The 18,057-nt window shown below is 41.3% G+C and carries 15 protein-coding genes and 1 pseudogene; 5 read left to right on the plus strand and 11 right to left on the minus strand.

The window, feature by feature from the left end; all coding sequences use genetic code 11:
• The first annotated feature begins 40 nt into the window (after positions 1-40).
• Positions 41-1,879, plus strand: a complete 1,839-nt coding sequence (gene ilvD / locus BANH1_RS00540) for a dihydroxy-acid dehydratase (RefSeq protein WP_015397504.1) — start codon at positions 41-43, stop codon at positions 1,877-1,879.
• Positions 1,880-2,425: 546 nt separating this feature from the next.
• On the opposite strand, the gene mutS is transcribed toward ilvD, so the two are convergent.
• On the minus strand, positions 2,426-5,161 hold the full coding sequence (gene mutS, locus BANH1_RS00545; protein WP_015397505.1) for a DNA mismatch repair protein MutS: 2,736 nt from the start codon (positions 5,159-5,161) through the stop codon (positions 2,426-2,428).
• A 199-nt stretch (positions 5,162-5,360) separates the two neighbouring features.
• Here mutS and BANH1_RS00550 point away from each other — a divergent pair.
• A pseudogene (locus tag BANH1_RS00550) lies at positions 5,361-6,752 on the plus strand (malic enzyme-like NAD(P)-binding protein); the annotation flags it as partial.
• Positions 6,753-7,655: 903 nt separating this feature from the next.
• Here BANH1_RS00550 and secB read toward each other — a convergent pair.
• Both secB and BANH1_RS00560 read right to left on the minus strand, forming a co-directional pair.
• Complete coding sequence (secB, locus tag BANH1_RS00555; RefSeq protein ID WP_015397507.1) at positions 7,656-8,132, minus strand: protein-export chaperone SecB; 477 nt, start codon at positions 8,130-8,132, stop codon at positions 7,656-7,658.
• Positions 8,133-8,271: 139 nt separating this feature from the next.
• Positions 8,272-8,769, minus strand: a complete 498-nt coding sequence (locus BANH1_RS00560; RefSeq protein ID WP_015397508.1) for an FxsA family protein — start codon at positions 8,767-8,769, stop codon at positions 8,272-8,274.
• Positions 8,770-8,943: 174 nt separating this feature from the next.
• Here BANH1_RS00560 and BANH1_RS00565 point away from each other — a divergent pair, with 174 nt between their 5' ends.
• Together BANH1_RS00565 and BANH1_RS00570 are read left to right on the plus strand one after the other, a co-directional pair.
• Positions 8,944-9,636: a Tim44/TimA family putative adaptor protein gene (locus BANH1_RS00565; protein WP_015397509.1), complete on the plus strand. Its 693-nt coding sequence runs from the start codon at positions 8,944-8,946 to the stop codon at positions 9,634-9,636.
• Between the two features lie 56 nt (positions 9,637-9,692).
• Entirely contained in the window at positions 9,693-10,268 is a 576-nt protein-coding gene (locus BANH1_RS00570; protein WP_015397510.1) for a Smr/MutS family protein, read from the plus strand.
• Positions 10,269-10,744: 476 nt separating this feature from the next.
• Here BANH1_RS00570 and BANH1_RS00575 read toward each other — a convergent pair whose 3' ends face one another.
• From BANH1_RS00575 to BANH1_RS00585, 3 genes are read right to left on the minus strand one after another with little or no spacing between them, the layout of a single operon-like run.
• Complete coding sequence (locus BANH1_RS00575; RefSeq protein ID WP_015397511.1) at positions 10,745-11,755, minus strand: Hsp33 family molecular chaperone; 1,011 nt, start codon at positions 11,753-11,755, stop codon at positions 10,745-10,747.
• A gap of 20 nt (positions 11,756-11,775) precedes the next feature.
• Entirely contained in the window at positions 11,776-12,162 is a 387-nt protein-coding gene (locus BANH1_RS07610; RefSeq protein WP_051039087.1) for a hypothetical protein, read from the minus strand.
• Between the two features lie 4 nt (positions 12,163-12,166).
• A complete protein-coding gene (locus tag BANH1_RS00585; protein ID WP_015397512.1) occupies positions 12,167-13,372 on the minus strand; it encodes an aspartate aminotransferase family protein in 1,206 nt (401 codons plus the stop codon).
• 436 nt (positions 13,373-13,808) lie between these two features.
• Between BANH1_RS00585 and BANH1_RS00590 the strand changes: the two genes are divergently transcribed.
• Entirely contained in the window at positions 13,809-14,342 is a 534-nt protein-coding gene (locus BANH1_RS00590) for a GcrA family cell cycle regulator (protein WP_015397513.1), read from the plus strand.
• A 683-nt stretch (positions 14,343-15,025) separates the two neighbouring features.
• On the opposite strand, the gene BANH1_RS00595 is transcribed toward BANH1_RS00590, so the two are convergent.
• The 5 genes from BANH1_RS00595 to ccmA all read right to left on the minus strand — a co-directional run bounded on the left by BANH1_RS00595 (position 15,026) and on the right by ccmA (position 17,958).
• Positions 15,026-15,631 (minus strand): DsbE family thiol:disulfide interchange protein, encoded by a 606-nt coding sequence (locus BANH1_RS00595; protein WP_015397514.1) that lies wholly within the window; start codon positions 15,629-15,631, stop codon positions 15,026-15,028.
• The gene (locus BANH1_RS07475) at positions 15,612-15,857 is read right to left on the minus strand and encodes a hypothetical protein (protein WP_015397515.1); all 246 of its coding nucleotides are present in this window, start codon (positions 15,855-15,857) and stop codon (positions 15,612-15,614) included. Before BANH1_RS07475 ends, BANH1_RS00595 begins: the two co-directional genes overlap by 20 nt.
• Positions 15,845-16,597, minus strand: coding sequence for a heme ABC transporter permease (locus BANH1_RS00605; RefSeq protein ID WP_420804619.1), 753 nt, complete (start codon positions 16,595-16,597; stop codon positions 15,845-15,847). The genes BANH1_RS07475 and BANH1_RS00605 overlap by 13 nt, the downstream gene beginning before the upstream one ends.
• Before the next feature lie 73 nt (positions 16,598-16,670).
• On the minus strand, positions 16,671-17,336 hold the full coding sequence (ccmB, locus tag BANH1_RS00610; protein ID WP_015397517.1) for a heme exporter protein CcmB: 666 nt from the start codon (positions 17,334-17,336) through the stop codon (positions 16,671-16,673).
• 1 nt (position 17,337) lies between these two features.
• Complete coding sequence (gene ccmA / locus BANH1_RS00615; protein ID WP_015397518.1) at positions 17,338-17,958, minus strand: heme ABC exporter ATP-binding protein CcmA; 621 nt, start codon at positions 17,956-17,958, stop codon at positions 17,338-17,340.
• Between the last annotated feature and the right edge of the window lie 99 nt (positions 17,959-18,057).

An 18,057-nucleotide genomic window follows, 5' to 3' on the forward strand; every position in this document is an offset into this window, starting at 1 on the left:
TTTCAGCGCAAAAGAGAAAAAATATTCAAGGAAAAAGATAATGCCTTCCTACCGTTCAAGAACATCGACTCATGGGCGCAACATGGCAGGAGCACGCGGTCTTTGGCGTGCGACCGGAATGAAAGATGCCGATTTTGGTAAGCCTATCATCGCAATTGCGAATTCCTTTACACAATTTGTTCCGGGGCATGTACATTTAAAAGATCTCGGGCATTTAGTTGCGCAAGAGATAGTCGCTTCTGGTGGTGTTGCAAAAGAATTTAACACTATTGCTGTCGATGATGGGATTGCTATGGGGCATGATGGAATGCTTTATTCTTTGCCTTCTCGTGAGCTCATTGCGGATTCCGTCGAATATATGGTCAATGCCCATTGCGCAGACGCTCTTATTTGTATTTCCAATTGCGACAAAATTACGCCCGGTATGTTAATGGCTTCCTTGCGGTTAAATATTCCAACAATTTTTGTTTCCGGTGGCCCTATGGAGGCAGGAAAAATTAAATGGAAAGGCCAAGATATTGCCGTTGATTTAGTTGATTCAATGATCGCAGCGGCCGATAATCATAATTCAGAGGAAGAAGTTTCTGAAATGGAGCGTGCCGCGTGTCCTACGTGCGGTTCTTGTTCAGGGATGTTTACTGCTAATTCTATGAATTGCCTTACTGAAGCATTGGGGCTTGCTCTTCCCGGAAATGGATCAATGTTAGCCACGCATGTAGATCGTCGACTGCTATTTGAGGAAGCTGGTCGGCGTATTGTTACGCTGGCCAAGCGTTATTACGAAAAAGACGATGAGACAGTTTTGCCGCGTTCTATTGCTTCGCGTAAGGCTTTTGAAAATGCAATGACTTTGGATATCTCCATGGGTGGATCAACCAATACTGTGCTGCATCTTTTAGCTGCGGCGCGGGAAGGAGAGGTAGATTTCACTATGACCGATATTGATTATCTTTCACGCCGTGTTCCCGTTTTGTGCAAAGTTGCACCTGCTGTCTCTAATGTGCATATGGAGGATGTTCATCGAGCTGGCGGTGTCATGGGACTCTTAGGTGAATTAGCTGCAGCTGGACTTATCGATACGTCCGCTTATACTGTTCATGCAAAAACAATGAAAGAGGCTCTTTGCGAGTGGAACATAAAACAGACTGAAGAATCTACTATTCATAAATTTTACCGTGCGGCACCAGGAGGCGTTCCAACACAAACAGCTTTTAGCCAGGTACACCGTTATGAGGCCCTCGACCTTGATCGCGAAAAGGGCGTGATCCGCGATATTGAGCATGCTTATTCAAAAGATGGGGGGTTAGCAGTTCTTTATGGGAATCTTGCTGAAGATGGTTGTATTGTAAAAACAGCTGGTGTTGATCAGCCAAATTTAACCTTTAAAGGTCCTACGAGGATTTTTGAAAGCCAGGATTCAGCAGTTTCAGCGATTTTGACCAATAAAATTAAACCAGGAGATATCGTTTTAATTCGTTACGAAGGCCCGCGTGGTGGGCCTGGAATGCAAGAAATGCTTTACCCAACAAGCTACCTCAAATCGAAAGGATTAGGTGAGGTTTGTGCACTTGTGACAGATGGCCGCTTTTCAGGAGGATCTTCAGGGCTTTCTATCGGCCATATTTCGCCAGAGGCTGCTGAAGGAGGCACAATTGCTTTGGTGGAAGAGGGAGATATAATAGAAATCGATATCCCTAATCGCACTATTCATTTAATGATAGGTGGCACTGAGATTATGCATCGTCGTAACAAAATGGACGCAAAGGGAAGTGCGGCTTGGAAACCAATTGAGGAACGTAAACGTAAAGTTTCAAAGGCCCTTAAAGCCTACGCGGCCATGACTACTTCTGCTGCTAAGGGCGCAGTTCGCGATATCTGATTGAGGGAAGAATCTAGTTTTAGAGGATTTTCCGCGACTTTCTTTGTAAAATTTCAAACTGAAAAAATTGGTTTGAAATGTTTCGGGAGACAACTTGGAGAGGTTTTTAGGGCAGAGATAAAGAGGGAGTTGTGCGATTTGCAAACTGTGCGGATTTTCCTATTTTTACGTCAATTGTATAGGACACGGTAAGTTGCCTTAGAGTATGTCATAGATATACTGTGCTTGTTGTGGGAAAATGGGGATAACTGAAGCGCAGCTAACAAAATGAACAAAACCATAGGTCGTGAGTAAATGCACGTTTTGATTTTTGCTGAAAAGGGGAGGCATCCTTCAAGAGCAGAAAATTGCTGTAATGCCGCTATTAAATCATAAGCGTGACCACTGAACGATGAGTTAAGTCGGTGACGTTGTAACTATTTGAAAAAAAAAGCAACAGATATTTTTATGTGGAGGAAATCAATGAAGAAACAGATCCGGGCAAATCACTCTTGAGAATATAGCTCATATACACCACGGCCCTCTCTTCAACTTGTTATAAAGCGGTTATCCTTTTTCGAGTTGCTTAAGACGGTAAAGTTCTTCTAAAGCAGCTTTAGGGGAGAGATTGTCAGGATGAATAACTTTAAGAGCTTCTTTAATTGCACAACATTCATTTGTTTTTTTATTCGCAAAAGATGTTTCTTTAAGGGTAAACAGTGGTAAGTCATCAATTAATTTCTTGCCTTTTTTAGCCATTTCGCCTTGTTCTAATTGATCCAGAACGTTTGTAGCACGGGCGATAACCGTTTCAGGAAGTCCAGCAAGCTTCGCAACTTGCACTCCGTAAGATCGATCAGCGACTCCTTTAGTGACTTCATGGAGGAAGACGACGTCACCTTCCCAATTTTTGACTTTCATCGTCACATTATGAAGACGATTAAGCTTTTCGGTAAGTACTGTCATTTCGTGGAAATGTGTGGCAAGAATGGCGCGACAGCGGTTTACTTCATGAAGGTATTCAACCGCTGCCCAAGCGATTGAAAGTCCATCAAAAGTGGATGTACCTCGTCCAATTTCATCAAGGATAACGAGAGAATGGTCGCTAGCGTGATTAAGAATCGTTGCTGTTTCGACCATTTCCATCATAAAAGTCGAGCGTCCCCGTGCAAGATCGTCTGAGGCACCAACGCGGCTGAATAAGCGATCGACAACGCCGATATGGGCGGAAGAAGCTGGAACAAATGAGCCCATTTGCGCCATAATAGTAATGAGAGCATTTTGTCGTAAAAAAGTTGATTTTCCCCCCATATTCGGGCCTGTTAATAGCCAAATTGCCGCATATTGTTGTTTTTGTTGCGCTGAAAGGTCGCAGTCATTAGCCACAAACGGTTTATCTGTTTGTTTTCGCAATGCTTGCTCTACTACAGGGTGGCGTCCCGCGATGATATGAAATGTAAGTGAATCGTCAATTTTGGGACGACAATATCCTTGTTCTTCGGCTAAGTGGGCTAAAGCGACGGATACATCCAAAACAGAAAGCGCTTCAGCTGCTCCGCGAATGAAATCAATTTGTGTAGTAATTTCGTTAACGAGCTCATCAAAGATTTCTAGCTCGAGCGTTATGGCATTATTTGCTGCATGGGCAATACGACTCTCAAGTTCGGCAAGCTCTGTTGTGGTGAAGCGCATGGCATTTGCCATTGTTTGTCGATGAATAAAACGTGCTTTCGCTTCAGGACTATTAGTAAGAGCGGATGCTTGAGAAGCTGTTACCTCAATAAAATAGCCTAAAATGTTGTTATGCTTGATTTTAAGTGTTTTGACGTCTGTTTCTTGTGCATATTGTGCTTGAAGTTTAGCGATAATACGGCGTGATTCATCGCGTAAACAGCGCATTTCATCCAGTTCTTTATGATAATTGAGACGAATAAAATTACCATCGCGTTTGAGAAGTGGGAGATCATCAGCTAATGCTTGTTCTAAACGAAAATGTAAAGCAGTAGGTAGATGTGAAAGCGCTTTTTGTACATCACTTATTTCTTGAGGAAGCAATTGATTGCTAAGGAGCTGATTAAGCGTGTTGATGATATTAAAACCGCACAGAATAGCTCCTATATCACGTGGTCCTCCCCGGCCAAGAGCTAAGCGTGAAACTGCACGCGGCATATCTGGTCCCCCCTTTAAAATCAGTTTGATAGATTCTGCAAGGGAGGTGTTGCGCATAAAAAAGTCGATTGAATCGAGGCGTTTATTAATGGCAGCAGGAACTGTTAAGGGGGTAATTAAGCGATCAACAAGAAGACGTGATCCTCCTCCTGTAACAGTGCGGTCAATGGCCTTTAGCAAGCTTCCATCACGTTGGCCGGATGTGGTTCGGATGAGTTCAAGGCTAAGTCTAGTGGCTGCATCAATGAAGAGAGTGGCGCTTTCATTTTGACGCTCGGGTCGCATAAGAGGGGGACGATGAGTAATTTGTGTTTTTTCGATATAACGAATGGCAGCGGCAATTGCTGAAAGTTCAGAGCGCGAATAATCAGAGATGCCTTCAAGGGTTGATAGTTTAAAATAATTGCAAATATCCCGCTTAGCAGTGATTACGTCAAAAAGACTAGCTGGTTGAGGTGAGACGATGGGACCAAGAATATTAAAAAGCGCTTTTTGGGATTTGTCGTAGAAAAATGAGTCAATTACAATTATTTCTTGTGGATCTACGCGCATAATGTCTGTCAAAAGATTTTCATGGCGACTTTCTGCGACACGAAATATGCCAGTGGAAATATCAATCCAAGAAAAGGCAAATTCTTCTTTATCACTGGTTTTGATGCGGGAAAGTGTCATAAGATAATTTGCACGCGCTGGATCAAGGAGTTTTTCTTCTGTAATGGTCCCGGGTGTGACAAGGCGGACGACATTTCGCTGAACAACCGATTTTGAACCACGTTTTTTTGCTTCGGTCGGATCCTCTGTTTGTTCACATACAGCAACACGGTAGCCACGGGCGATAAGTTTTTGCAAATAATCGTCTGCAGCGTGAACAGGAACTCCACACATAGGAATATCTTCGCCTAAATGTTTGCCGCGTGTTGTGAGCGTAATTCCCAAAGCTTGAGCAGCTTCGACTGCGTCATTAAAGAATAATTCATAGAAATCACCCATACGATAAAAGAGGAGAGAATCGCTATTAACTGCTTTGATCTCTATATACTGCTCCATCATAGGAGTAAGGCGCTCTGGCTGGGTACGGGGTGGTGCTATGGATTGTTGAACTAAATGAGTATTGCTTTCAGTCTCTTTTTTCATTTTTGCGCGTCTTTTTCCTTAAAATATAGGCTTTTTACCCTTTTTTGTTTACTTAAATGTGTGTCTTCATTATCTCTGAACTGAAATACATGATAATCTGAGTAGGGCAGGGTAAGCGTAACGATTTCTAGCATGTGAATCAAATAATTGCACTCATTATCGAGCAAAATTTATATCGTTCTTGGGGAAAATAAGTGAGATGAAAAAAAGTGAGCAGGATCAGAAAAAGCATAAAGTAGTTTATGACGCAAACGAACAAGAAGCCCTCGATTTTCACAGTAATGGCCGACCCGGCAAGCTTGAAGTTATTCCAACAAAATCTATGACAACTCAGCGTGATTTAGCTCTCGCTTATTCGCCAGGGGTTGCCGTTCCTGTCAAGGAAATTGCTCGAGATCCATCTCTAGTTTACGAATATACAGCAAAAGGTAATCTTGTTGCTGTTATATCAAATGGAACCGCTATTTTGGGTTTAGGCAATTTAGGTGCATTAGCATCTAAGCCGGTAATGGAAGGCAAAGCGGCGCTCTTTAAACGTTTTGCGGATATTGATTCAATTGATTTGGAAATTGATACCGATGATACGGAGAGTTTTATAAGTTTGGTGCGTCATCTAGAACCATCTTTTGGTGGTATTAATCTGGAAGATATAAAAGCGCCTGAATGTTTTATCATCGAAAATCGCTTACGTGAGATAATGCATATTCCAGTTTTTCATGATGATCAGCACGGAACGGCAATTACTGCTGCTGCCGGATTAATAAATGCTTTGCATTTAACTGGGCGCGATATAAAAAATACACGGTTAGTTTGTAATGGCGCTGGTTCGGCAGGAATTGCTTGTATTCAACTTATCAAGGCAATGGGTTTTCGTCCTGAAAATATTCTATTATGTGACACTAAAGGTATTATTTATGAAGGTCGCGAAGAGGGGATGAACCAGTGGAAGTCTGCTCATGCTACTAAAACGCATAAACGCACTCTCGCTGAAGCAATGGAAGAGGCTGACGTGTTTTTTGGAGTTTCAGCTAAAGGTGCGTTGACGTATGAAATGGTGAAATCAATGGCGCAGCAGCCGATTATTTTTGCTATGGCCAATCCTGATCCAGAAATTACACCGGAAGAAGTGAGGCAAGTACGTGACGATGCCATCGTAGCGACAGGCCGATCAGATTATCCTAACCAGATCAATAATGTTCTTTGTTTTCCGTATATATTTCGTGGTGCACTTGATGTACGTGCGACCGCTATCAATGACAGCATGAAAATTGCGGCAGTAAAGGCTCTTGCCGATTTAGCGCGTAAGGAAGTGCCGGATTGCGTAGCGGAAGCTTATCGTGGAAATCATATGAAATTCGGTCCTAACTATATCATCCCCGTTCCATTTGATCCACGTTTGCTTACGGTCATATCAATGGCGGTGGCAAAAGCGGCCATGGAAAGTGGTGTTGCTGAAAAATATATTTATGATTTAGAAGCTTATGAGCGTGATTTGAATTCCAGACAATCCCGTTACATCTGTAATGCATAGTTCGTAATCTTGTCCGTCGAGTGTCAAAACAGATTGTATGTGCGAAAAGAAAAGGGGAAACAGGTGTAATATAGCTGGGTGTATTTCTTCTGTTCGTAGAAAATGGAGTAAGGCGATTTTGGTTGATTGCGGAAAGCAAGTTAGAAATTTGTTACTGCCGCTAGAATCGTTATTGAGTGCCAAAATTCTTCTGTTGTTAACGTTAAGTTAGTTTATCGCGCCGGATTCTTAATATTCGTTGCCTTTGCAAAAAAAAAACGCCGCATTAGGAATATTTTTCGCTGTTGCTACCAAAGCGTAATGAGGAAAATTATTTTCCTGCCTGTATGGTGCATTGATAAGCGCTGATGCGATTGCAGGAGTGGTGCGCGATTATGAAAGCACTTTAGTGGATATATGCCGGATGATTGATAAAAAATTAAAAGATGGTCAATTGGTACGATATCCGGTTGTTATTTACTGCAGGTAAATTGTGTATCACCGATACAGTTATTTTATGAGAACCACAACTTTAGAGAATTTGCTGATAAAACCGGTGGGACGGTTTTATCGTAGGTTAAGGTGCTAATATGGGTGGGGCTTTATCACACGAAACAGCGGGCCATAAAGCGTATCTAAAACGCTATACGCGGGGCTGAGTTTGATCTTGATGGAGGAATGGGCATAAATGTAGCGGTATCTTTTATGAAATAACGAAGTCTGCCGATATTCTGGTAATAGCCAGGTATTATCCATATCAATTCTTAGCACAATATCGGAGGAGCTCGGTACAGCAACAATTATCGATCCTATTTTATCGGGGCGGAGGACTTTGTCTAAATGCGCTATTTAATGTTATTATTGCGGCACCGGTCGTTTATTAAAAAAATAGCTTAAAAAACCCCCCCCATCCCTGGAATTCCAGTGAATTTTTATAATGAAAAATATAAGGAATGGGTTTTGTGTGATTGCGCAAACAAATTTTTAAGATGACTGCGTTTGATTGCTTTTTTGTTCTTCAGCAACACGTTTTTGAAACAAAGCAGCAAAATCAATTGGATCAATCCACAAGGGAGGAAAACCGCCATTTTGAGTAGCTTCAGATATGATTTGTCGTGCAAAAGGAAACAAAAGACGGGGGCATTCAATAAAGACCAAGGGCATAATATGCTCTTGTGGGATATTTTGAATATGAAAAACACCTCCGTAGACCAATTCTACATGAAACAATGTTTCAGTTTTATCACCAGCCGTAACCGACAAAGATAACACTACATCATAATTATCATCACCGATCGGATTGGCATTGACATTAATGTTGATATCAATTGGCGGCGCACTTTCTCGTGGACGCAGCGAACGAGGAGCATTTGGATTCTCAAACGAGAAATCTTTTAGATACTGGGTCAATACAGCGAAAACTGGTTCACCACTATTATTCTCTATTTTATCTTCGGCCATGCATAAACCTTCCATTGTGATATATACATTTTTATTTTATATTCGAGGATGATGTGGTTATCATGCCTTGCACAGGGTTTCAAGAAAGGTCTCCTTTGCTTTTGTTACTTTTTGTGCGTTTATTACAGTTTTTTGCGCATTAATAATCATCGTCATTTTTACGCCAAGGAGATTCTTCAGTGTTATAGCGTTGATAATCTTCTGCGTTAAGCTCGATTATTTTTTCAGCTCCCTCTTGAGCATTAGAATTGGTTCGAGAACGGGTGTTCGTTCTGTTTTTAAACAATAAAAGAAGAAAAATACGCATAGGTTTTATAAGAAGAAATATTCCTAAAATATCGCTCACAAAACCAGGAAGAACAAGCAGAATTGCACCGATAATAATTAAGGTATTTTCGGCCACGTAATATTCTGGCGCGCTTCCTTGGGCGAATCCACTCTGTATATTTTGTAAAAGGCTATAACCTCGGATGCGTAGCACAATAATTCCGCTTATCATTGTTAAGAGAGTCAAACTCAAAGTCGCCAAAATCCCGATTTCCCTCCCAACAAGGATAAAACCGGCAATTTCAGTGAAGAGGATACCGAGGGTAATAATTATAAAAAAACGGGGCTTTATATGATAAAATTTTGTCAAAAGAAATTCCTTCTCAACGTTTTTATAGAAATTATATAATCATTTTTTAAACTTAAACTGAGAGTCATGGACGATTTGAGCAGTGGGTTTACTTATTTTACATGTTTATTGATAAATGGTATGGACTGTAATGTTTATAATAGATCATTTTAGGTTCGGAGATTGACAGCCCCCATGGAATTTGATGTTGTATTTATAATAGCCCTCTTTGTCATGGTTGTCGTTTTTATGCAGCTGCGTAGTGTATTAGGGAAGCGGACTGGTTTTGAAAAGCCTCCTTTTGATCCTTATTCGGGCCGCTCCGAAAAACATGCTGAATCAGAAACGACCGATAAGGTTGTTTCGTTTCCTAATCAGATTAATTCACAAAAAAGTGATTTTGGTGAAATTGACGCAATTGCGCCAGAAGGGAGCGCGCTCAATGACGGTCTACGTGCTATACGTCAGATTGACCCCACTTTTTCCCCTCAATTTTTTATGAATGGTGTCCAGATCGCTTACGAAATGATTGTGACAGCTTTTGCACAAGGAGATCGCGACAAGCTTAAGAAGCTGCTTTCTCAAGATGTTTTTGAGAGTTTTTGTACGGCTATTGAGCGACGCGAGGGAAGCAATGAAAAAGTCCAGTTTACTTTTGTCGGGATTAACAAGGCTGAATTTATCGCGGCAGAAGCGCAGAAAAGAGAAGAATTTGTGACAGTGCGTATTGTCAGTGAAATTATTTCTGTAACTTATAATGAACGGGGGGAGCGTGTAGATGGTGATCCCGAGGCTATTGTAGAAATCAAAGATGTCTGGACCTTTGTTCGCGATAGCACATCACGGGATCCAAATTGGAAACTGTTCGCAACGGAAGGTGAAAATTAGGATAAATTTTTATTTGAGGAGCGTTTTTAAAGATCAAATAGAGGTCAAAGAAAGAAATGTTCGGGGATAAATGGGAAAAGAAACAGAGCCCATTGGTTTTAGGGGACCGTCTATTATGGGAGATGGTGTGTCGCACTACGTTACCGCTTCGTGGCAAGCTTCGTTCTTCTGTTCGTGAAGACACTGAAAGCAGCAAAAATGAAAAATTAAAAAGAACAAAAGTCCACTCATTTTCTCAAAAACATCAACAGAAGCCGATGATGGTTAAAGAGGAGAATAGGGTGCTAGCGCAAACAGACAAAATCTATTCCTTTGATCACACAGCGCACCGTAAACTTGCCAAAGGTCGCTATCCTATCGAAGCGCGTCTTGATCTTCATGGTCTCATACAGGAAAAGGCCTATTTTTCTTTAAAAAAGTTTTTACAATCATCTCAGCAGCGTGGATTGCGCTACGTTTTAGTAATAACAGGAAAGGGCCGTTCGCACGGAAGTGATGGTGTTTTGTGCCGGTTGGTTCCTCATTGGTTGTCAACGCCGATTTTTCGATGCTATGTCTACGCGTTTGAGCAGGCGGCTCAACGGCATGGTGGCAATGGTGCACTTTATATACAGTTGCAACATTTGATATGAGAGGAGAAGGCGCGAAGTTATCTGGCCTGTTTTAGATTCAATGATAGATTTAGATATATTGTTCTTCAGATCATGTTCTTTTGAGAGCAATATGTAAGAGGGTGTTTTCGCCGTACTATTTGGGGTGTTTTAATTTCTATAGCGCTATTGTGCTGACAAAAGTGGGTGATTTTGCTGAAAGCTGCCCGATAAAAGCCAAAAAGTAATTTGCGGTTGTTTTTTTTCGGAAAAATAAATTATAATCGAAGCCCGTTCTTATCATTAAAAACTATCGCAAGAATATCTGAAATATTAATTTTTTATGCGCCAAGCATGATAGGGGCGTTATAAAAGCAGGAAACGTATTTTCAGCAGTGAGCTGCTTTGATAAAGTCTGTGAACTCATTTTCGTGGTGTGCGTGGCAACTGTTCTTTATTTTAAAAGATTCGCATTGTTGTTTGATAAAGATAAAAGGGGTCTTTCATAAAAAGACCGCTCAATTTTTAATTTCAGAAAGTTCTGCCAGTTTAAAATGATAAGCTGTCGAGCAAAATTCGCATGTAACGGAAATTTGTTGATTTTCGGCCATTTGAGCGCGTTCTTCAGAAGGAAATCCCTCTAATATTTCTTTAATTTTTGTGTGCGAACACGAGCACTGGTCTATAATAGGGAGAGTTTTAAAAACTGTGACATCTCGTTCGTGAAAAAGTCGGAACAGCAGCCGTTCAGTACTAATTTCAGGATCAGTAAGTTCCGCACTTTCAATGGTTGCTGTCATTATTTTTGCTTCTCGCCACTGCTCTTCGAGTTGGGAACGGCTTTTAACTTTTTCTGTTTTTTGATTTGTTCCGTATGTTTTATCTTGAAGCGATGCTTGAGGCAAAAGTTGAGTTAAAATTCCCCCTGCGCGCCAGCTTTTTTTTACTTCCCCCTGTTGATCACGATTCACTAATACGGCGACTGCTAAGCGGATATCTGTAGGAATTTGTTCTGATTGGCCAAAATAATTACAAGAAACCTTCTGTAAATTTTCTCCATCTAATGCAACAATTCCCTGATAGCGTTGCATATGAGCACCTTGGTCAATCGTAAAAGCCAAGGTTCCTTTGCCAAGCAGCATTTCTGAAGATGTTTGATTACTAGCTATTGTTTGTTTTAAGCTTTCTTCATCAAAGCGAGCATAACCACGCAGACTTGAGGGAGGAGTAAAATCGCATACCAACATATTGACTGGCCCATCAGAATGAGTTTGTAAAATAAATTTTCCTCTAAGTTTGAGCGATGTTCCGAGCAAAACGGTCAAAACTAAAGCTTCCGCCAGAAGATAAGAGACTGGTTCGGGATATTGATGTCTTGCGAGGATAGAATTTAAAGTTTTTCCAAGCTGCACAGCGCGCCCACGAGTATCAAGTCCTTCGACTTGAAAGGGAACAACAATGTCATCTCCACCTAAGTAAGATTTATTTAGAAGGCTTTTGTCCTCGATTTTTTTACATGCTTCATTCATATTTTTACTTTTTTACGAATTTATTGTATAGGGAAAAATGTATCTTGCAAACGCCAAAAAATAGCTTCTTTTCGAATATGAAGGCAGTTTTCGGCTGCGTCGAAAACGATGGAATGCGGTAATATGCGCGCTGTCTCGGTGGTAGTTTTTCTGTGGCCAAGGCGCATTTTTGAATTAGTTAACATAATGGTATCTCCCCACCGAGCTGATGCATGCCGACACCGAATGAAATGCAGGTTCGTGTAGATAATTTTAAAAATCGTCGCCAGTGTTTCATCACCGGGGGATTTTAGGTCTTTCCTTGCTTTAAAAATTTCTTTAAGAGTTTTTGTGTAATTAACGATAAATCGCGCTGTTTTTGGGATTAAAATAGGTAAATCGGCAAAGTGGTGAAGAGTATTTACCATGATATTATGCTTGCCTTTTTTTGTTGGTCTGCGAAAGATTAGCGATTGCTTTTTCAATACGATGTAAGCCTTCACACATTTCTTCTTCAGTTATAATAAGAGGAGGCAATAAGCGCACTGTATTATTGCCGGAATTAACGGTCAAAATATATTCATTTTCTAATGCGCTGACGACTTCATTTTGGGGAACAACACACTGGATGCCCAGCATAAGGCCTATACCCCGAACTGAACATATAATATCAGGATAACTGTCGAGGATAGCTGAAAGTCCTTGTTTAAGCTTATGGCCCATATATTGAACATGATCGAGAAAGCTCTGTTTCAGGATAATGTCAAAAATACCGTTGCTGACAGCCATGCCAAGAAGATTACCTCCAAATGTTGAACCGTGAGTCCCTAGTGTCATGCCTTTAGCGGCTTTGTTTGTCGCAAGACAAGCCCCTAATGGGAAGCCACCACCTAATCCTTTTGCGAGGGTTAAGATATCAGGCGTGACGCCGCTCCATTCATAAGCGAAGAGTTTTCCTGTTCGTCCGATGCCAGTTTGGACTTCATCTAAGATCAGTAATAAGTTGTTTTCATCGCATAATTTGCGCAAAAATTTCAAAGTTTCATCAGATACTACGCGCAGCCCTCCTTCTCCTTGAATAGGTTCAATGAGGAGAGCCGCGGTATTTTCGTTAATGGCGTTGCGCAAAGCTTGTTCATTATTGAAAGGGACTTGAATAAAGCCACCAGCCCTAGGACCACAGCCTTCAAGATATTTTTCTCGTCCGCTAGCCGCGAGCGTCGCGAGTGTACGGCCGTGAAATGCGCCTTCAAAGGAGATGATTTCAGTACGTTCTGGCTGGCCGGATGAATAATGATAACGGCGGGCCGTTTTAAATGAACACTCTAGTGCTTCAGCACCAGAATTACAGAAAAAAACTTTGTCGGCGAAGCTGTTTGCGCAAAGACGTGCAGCAAGTGTTTCTTGTTCAGGTGATTGAAAAAGGTTGGAAATATGCCAAAGTTTTCCCGCCTGTATTTTAATAGCGTCGATTAATTTTGGGTGAGTGTATCCTAAAACATTGACAGCAATACCAGACGTGAAATCAAGATAACGTTCCCCTTTGTCGGAAATAAGCCATACACCACTGCCCCGTTCAAAACGTAAATCGCGTCGAGAGAAAACGTCATAGAGTGGTTGCGTAGGGGTAGTGCTCATCATTATTTCCTTTATTTGTAAAGCACTGCAACGTGATAAGCAGAATAACGCAGTGTTCATTAATGCAACGCCGTTGATAGTCGGCTAAGGCAGATTACCGCGCCAATCGACGAAAAGTCAATTGAGGTTTCAATGAGGTGTTTTACGTGTGAATGTAAGGATATTGTCTGTGATATGACGCGCAAGTTGGGGAAAACATTTTAAAAGGGTGCTTCAGAGGATAAAGGCCCTTGTCATAGAGTCGGTGTATATTGTAGTTTGAGTGAGTGAGCAGGGCTATATTTCCGCCTGTAGACCTTGCGGGGGGTGAACGGAGTCTTTTGATGCGTGGTTGATTATGGAGATTTCCTGCTGAGCTGTTCAGAGTATAGTTGAGATGTCTGAGGATGCGATTGAGTGTATCTCAGCGGGGTGGTTGTCGGGATGGAGTTCTGGTATGGGTTGGACATGTGAGCGCGTTGAGCTTCTTAAAAAGCTTTGGAGTGAGGGTCTGAGTGCAAGTCAAATTGCAGTTCAGATGGGTGGGGTCAGCAGGAATGCGGTGATCGGTAAAGTACATCGGCTAAAATTACCAGGGCGCGGTAAAGCGGTACAAGTAGTGTCACGTACACAAAAAACATTGACAAGTGCTAATTCATCAGCACCGTCGGTGCGCCGTACTGCCTCATCTATGTCGTCAGAGAGTACCGCTTCTCGCAGTGTTGGAGCGGCGAATTTGAGGGTGGAGTTTTCAACAGAAGATGCAGCAGAAGTTGACGCATCTGCGACATCGAATGTGGTTGTGCCTATATCGCGTCATCTTAATCTGCTACAATTGAATGAAAATACATGCAGATGGCCGGTCGGAGACCCTTTATCGCCGGATTTTCATTTTTGTGGCGCTGATTCCGGTGAAAGCAGTCCTTATTGTGCTTTTCACGCTAAGATAGCATTTCAGCCAATATCCGAGAGGCGACGGGCGAGAGCGTAATATCCAGATATATTGGATATTGAATTTATATCCCGTAAGTGAGATTTAGCCGGGAATATGGAGGGCTATCTTCTCTTCAGGGCGGCGTTTTGTGCTCTTAACTTACCATTGAGAGGGGGATATAAAGTAATTATTTATAGATACCGTGTCTTCTTCCGTTCAAGCGTAACTACTTGATGTAATTGCAATGACGACGTGCGTTAATAGAGACGAGGTATTACAGGTGATTGAAGCAGAAGTTATTCATTCTACTGACGTATTTTGGTTTAAGTTTTACCGTGGTATTTTTTTGAGTTAATTTTTTAGCGGTGCCACATAATAGAATTTGTGCTGTTTTTTGAGAGAATGTTCTTCATAATAGTTTTTATCATTGATTAGATAGATCGGCAGATATACCCCCTATGTGCGGAATTCTATATTGATATGATCGGGATGATCGTGTGGGTAAAGATGCCTTAGAGGGTGTGTAGGCGGCTTTGTTATGGCTTGGGGGTTGAAGGGTATTTATGAAAGAGCCATTCACGAAGCTAAAAAATATATTCAGTAAAAAACAGAATTCATAGAAAAAGATCGGTAGATATTTTGAATATGTCGGGAGCTTAAATTAAGAGGTAATTTTTAATTTATCTGATTTTTAAGGAAGGAGATTAAAAGGCTAAAACGGCCTACTTCAGTAAAATAAGTCATTCTTTGCCGGCAGATTCTCCCGCAGCTAGGGCTTTTTCGATTTTCGGCAATATGTCTCGTTGATAAATTTGCCACGTTAAGGGACCAATGTGTTTAGCGATGATGGTGCTCTCTTTATTTAAAATAAATGTTTCAGGTGGCCCATATACACCCCAATTAATTGCCGCGTGGCCTGAAACATCAAAGCCAACTGATTTAAAAGGATTACCAAAATTGGTTAAGAAGCGCTGAGCGTGATCTTTGTCATCTTTGTAGTTAATTCCAATGAGATTAAAGCGTTTATCTTTCGCAATTTCTACGAGGATGGCATGTTCTTCACGGCAGGATGGGCACCATGATCCCCAAAAATTGACCAATATCACGCGTCCCTTAAACTGCTCGGATTTTAAAAAGCCTTCGCTATTTAATAAGGGAAGTTCAGTTTCAGGAGCGGGTTTTCCAACTAATATATTTGGAATAAAAGCAGCGTCATTAGGATATTTTGTGTTCATAGAGTTTAAGAGAAGTGTGATGAAAAGGAAAAAAAGGCAAAACGGCCCTAAAAGACCGAATAAGACGAGAAAAGATGTATTTTTTTCAGCTCTAAGTGGAGTGATTTTCATTGCGTTTTTCTTTCCAAATTAACTCTTTTTCTTTTAATTGTCTCAGGACTTTTTTTTGATATGCTCCTTTATAAAGAATACGCCCAAGGAAGCACAGCAGAGAAATTGCAGAAATCATATAGCTTAAAACGACAATTTGCTCTTGATGAAGCGTGCCAAGAAAATAATCAATTTTCCGGGAAAAATTCCTTAAAACCCCGATTTGATCGCTATTTAAGTTAAGCATGAAGAAGAATCCTGATGTCGGGCGCGATGCACTGCTTTAGCTTGAAGTGTTCGAATATGACGACAGACGATTTCATTTTGCATAGCCATTAAATACAGCAAGGCAAACATAAAGGTGAAGCAAAGCATCATTGTTATAAGCGGCCACAGCATGGCACGATCAATTGTTATAGCGCCCGAACGCAAAAAAGATGTTGGTTGATGAAGTGTGTTCCACCAACTAACAGAAAATTTAATGATAGGAATATCAACAAGTCCAACTAAGGTTAAAATTGCTATGGCGTGCGCAGCTCTCGCTTGATTATCGAAAGCACGAGCGAGTGTGACAATGGCGAGATAGATAAAAAACAAAATCAAAACTGATGTTAATCTAGCATCCCACACCCACCATGTCCCCCACGTAGAACGTCCCCAAAGTGCTCCTGTCATCAAGGCTAAGGCAGTAAAGACCGCTCCAATGGGCGCCCCGCATTTAAGAGCTACACTGGCAAGATCGTGGTTCCAAATCAGGCTTCCTAGTGCAGCGATACTCATTGCGATGTAACAGAGCGTGGATAACCACGCAAATGGTACATGAATATACATAATCCTGACGGTGATTCCTTGTTGATAGTCATCAGGAGAACGTATAATCAAGATTAACCCTACAATAAGAAAAAGCAATGTTATTCCAGTTAACCAGGGCAAGGCAGCACCGCTTATTTTCATAAAACGGGCTGAATCTATGAGGGGAAATTGCATTTCTTTCTTTTGTAGTGATTTATTCATGGGCCTAATAATAGGTAGACTTCAGCATTGCGGCAATTAGCTTTTACTATTCTAATAAATATTTGAGTGTCATAGCGGCTATAAAAGGGCTAAAAATACTAAAAAAGAGCGAAAAAGCGATAAGAAAAGCTAAGGCAGTAAGAAAAAAAGTGCTCGATACCGCCGAGGCTGTAGCTGCTGCAACGCCAAAAATCATGATTGGAATGGTTCCTGGCAAGATAATAATGAAAATGAGAATAGCACTGTGTAATAATGTCGTCGTCAGAGCTGCACCGATAGCGCCGACAAAAATGATAGCGGGCGTTCCACATAAAAGAGTCAACATTGTTGCAAAAGTTGTTATGGCGTCTAAATGAAGCAAAGGAGCTAGAACAGGTGTAGCAAAAATGAGAGGAAGCATAGTCCCAGCCCAGTGTGCGAGACATTTGGTAAAAACTATAAGTGCTAGACTATATCTTTGGTTCGAGAGGATTAGTTGGTCGAGACTTCCGTCATCGCGGTCAGTTTGAAAAAGTTTACTAAGATTGAGGAGACCTGCGAGAAAGGCTCCGATCCATAACATCCCTGGTCCTATTTGTGTAAGAATGTCCGGATCTGGACCGACTGCAAAGGGAGTTATGACGATGACGGCAATGAAAAATAAAAGTCCCGTTAGCCAAGGGGCTTGCGGTGCTAAAGTTAATTTAAGATCGCGCCAAAAGAGTGCTATCATTCTATTGTTCCTGAGGGGGTAAAAAGCGCTCTAGAGCGATTACGTGATTTTCTGGAAGACCAAGGGGCATATGAGTTGCTGCTATAATCATTCCACCTTGGTTGAGATGGCGTCGAAAAAGCTCAGAAAAGACAGCCTGAGCATGACTATCAAGTCCTGATGTTGGTTCATCTAAAATCCAGATAGGGCGATATGATAGCAAAAGACGGGCGATAGCTACGCGTCTTTTTTGTCCAGTTGATAAAATACCAAAAGGTAAACGCTCAAGGTCAGAAAGACCTGCATCTGCAAGAGCTTCATGAGGGGACCGGAAATGTTGTCCGTAAAATGCTGCCCAAAATTGCAAATTGTCAATAACAGATACAGAGGGTTTCATAGCGTTCTGAGTACTTAGATAATGGCATACAGCCGCCAAAGGGTATATTTTTCCGTTTTTTTTGAAAACTACATAACCTTCAGCTGCTTCAAGGAGACCGACAATAATTCGCAACAACGTCGATTTTCCAATACCATTTGGGCCGGTAATTGTCGCGAGTTGTTGCGTGTATAAACAAAAAGAAAGGCCTTGGAAGAGAATTCTTTCATCTCTGCGTGCCGCCAAATTTTTGCCCAATAACACCATCTTTCCGCTCATTTTTTTGCTATTTTTATAGTTTTTATTACATTATATGAAGTAAAAAACACGTTTTTTATGTAATCGTACCTAGAATAGTTCTAGAAA

Origin of the sequence: Bartonella australis AUST/NH1, from assembly GCF_000341355.1 — a bacterium.
In the GTDB taxonomy this organism is placed as follows: domain Bacteria; phylum Pseudomonadota; class Alphaproteobacteria; order Rhizobiales; family Rhizobiaceae; genus Bartonella; species Bartonella australis.